Below are 2241 nucleotides of genomic sequence, written 5' to 3'. Positions count from 1 at the left end.
AGGTGCGGGTCCGGCCCGCTGTCGTCCTCCCTCGTCGACTCCAGGGCCTCGACCGCGTCGCCGGCCGTGAAGACCGGGACTCCGTCGTCGGCCGCGGCCCGGACGTGCCGGGACACGCCCTCCTCGAGGCCCAGCCCGTTCTCCACCACGAGGTCGGCGGTGCGGAGTCGCGCGGCCTCCTGCGCCGAGACCTCGAACGAGTGCGGGTCCGCTCCGGCGGGCATGAGCACCATCACCTCGGCCGCGTCGCCGACGACCTCCGAGACGACGTCGCCGAGGATGTTCGTGGTGACGGCGACGAGTGGCCGGTCCTGCCCGGGAGCAGCGGTGCACCCGCCCGCGCCGAACGCGACACCCACCACGGCGAGGACCGTGACGACGACGGTCCGTGTGCGTGCCCGCGTCACGGTCCGACCTCCGCGAACGCGGCCGGGGCCACGCCGAGGTCGATGGTCCGGGCGACCCGTGCGCCGTCGGCGAAGTCGATCTCGTGCACGGTCCCCGTCCCGCGGTCGGCCAGGTAAGCGCGGTTCGCGTCGAGCTGCAGCAGGGGCGGAGCGTCGCCGGCGACGAGCGGGTCGGTCGCGACGATCGCTCCGGTGGCGAGCGTGTGCACCACCACCCGCCCGGTCTCGTCGACGCCGACCACGTGCTCGTCGGCGTCGTCGACCGCGGCGACGGCGCGGAGTGGGCGCTCGGTCGGCACCAGGCGCCACGAGTGTTCGCGGCTGTCGAGCAGCCAGAAGCCGGCGTCACCGGCCAGGCCCGCGACCGTCGGTCGTCCGGCGCGGGCGGCGAACGAGGTCGGCCGTTCGGCACCGTCGGGCAACGGCACCGCCGTCGCGCCGTCGTCGTCCACGACCACCGCGCCGTCGGAACAGCCGACGACCGAGCCGGCCCGGGTGACGATGCCTCCGGCCGGGTCGGTGCACGCCGCCTCGGTGCCGGTCGGCGAGCCGTCGGCGTCGAGCACCCGGACGACGTCGTCGGTGGCGGCGACGAGGCGGTCTCCGTCGGGGAGCAGGACCCGTGCGTCGATCCGGGTCCGTTCCTCGACGGTCCCCTGACCGAGCGCGGCTCGGTCGAGGACGACCGCTTCGTTCCGCTCCCGCCAGGTGATCGTCGTGGTCGTCTCGGAGGAGTGCACCTCGACCGGACCGCCCCCCGCCATCGTGCCGACGACCCGCGGCTCCGCCGCGTAGTAGTGGGTGTGGTCGCCGTGGTCGACCGTCCAGGCACCGCCGTCCACGATCGTGGTGCGGCGGTCGGAGCTCGTCACGAGGAACCGGCCGTCAGTGGCGGAGTGCATGGGCACGTCGACGTCGTCGAGCGCGGTCGTCTCGCTGCTGAGCAGGTCGTGCAGGACGGTCTCGCCCGTCCCGGAGACGACCAGGAGGCGCAGCTGCGGTTCCCGGGATTCGCTCGCCCCCTCGACGAAGCCGTGTGGCCGGGCGGTCGTGCTGGCGTCGCCGGGGGCCGTCCCCGACGAGCAGCCCACCGTCGCGACGGTGAGTCCGACGACGAGGCTCGTGGTGAGCAGAGTGCGCGTGGGAGTGCGCCGGGTGGAGTGGGTCATGCTGCCTCTCGAGGTGCTGGTACTGCTGTCGGTGGTTCTGCCCCGGGGGTCCGGTCGCGGACCAGGGTGCTGAGCGACGCGGCCGTGCGCGAGAGGCCGACCCCGGCGACGGCGACGGCGGCGATGCTCGCTCCCGCGGCGGTGCCGAGGTGCCACGAGACGAGCAGCCCGACGAGCACGGCCGCGATGCCGATCCCGGCGGCGAGCGCCATCGTCGAGCCGACGTGCCGGGTCCATGCGCGGGCGGCGGCTGCCGGGGCGAGGAGCAGTCCGACGACGAGCAGCGTGCCCACCGCCCGGTACGAGGCGACGACCGCGAGCGTGACGAGCCCGACCAGCACGATCTCGGCGGCCCGTGGGCGGAGGCCGAGGGTCGCGGCCTTCCGGACGTCGAACGCCGCTGCCGTGAACGGACGGTGGAAGAACACCGCGGTCCCGAGCGCCACCGCGACGGCGATCGCCAGGCCGGTGAGGTCCGCACGGGTGACGGCGAGGACGTCACCGAACAGGATCGCGGTGACGTCGGTCGCGAAGGACCTCGAGGAGGAGACGATGATCACCCCGAGGGCGAGCATGCCGACGAACAGCAGCCCGATCGACGTGTCGTACGAGAGCCGGGCCCGTCGGCGGAGTGCACCGACCCCGAGCACCATCACCGCGGGCGC

General features: G+C 74.5%; 3 protein-coding genes. All 3 read right to left on the bottom strand.

Annotation, left to right across the window (positions count from 1 at the left end; translation table 11 throughout):
* Positions 1–407 (bottom strand): metal ABC transporter solute-binding protein, Zn/Mn family (locus tag I5E_RS03590; RefSeq protein ID WP_022905785.1); only part of this gene is annotated, 407 nt, incomplete at its 3' end.
* A complete protein-coding gene (locus tag I5E_RS03585) occupies positions 404–1576 on the bottom strand; it encodes a hypothetical protein (protein ID WP_031261393.1) in 1173 nt (390 codons plus the stop codon). The genes I5E_RS03585 and I5E_RS03590, both read right to left, overlap by 4 nt.
* Positions 1573–2241: metal ABC transporter permease (locus tag I5E_RS03580; RefSeq protein WP_031261390.1), on the bottom strand; the 669-nt coding region annotated here is incomplete at its 5' end. The genes I5E_RS03580 and I5E_RS03585, both read right to left, overlap by 4 nt.

The organism is Curtobacterium sp. B18 (genome assembly GCF_000333375.1).
Lineage (GTDB): Bacteria > Actinomycetota > Actinomycetes > Actinomycetales > Microbacteriaceae > Curtobacterium.
This window is presented reverse-complemented; position numbering and strand designations above follow the sequence as displayed.

What these genes read in the sequence shown, in the direction of transcription:
- I5E_RS03585 (WP_031261393.1), bottom strand. Translation starts at nt 1,576, where the DNA reads ATGACCCACTCCACCCGGCGCACTCCCACGCGCACTCTGCTCACCACG.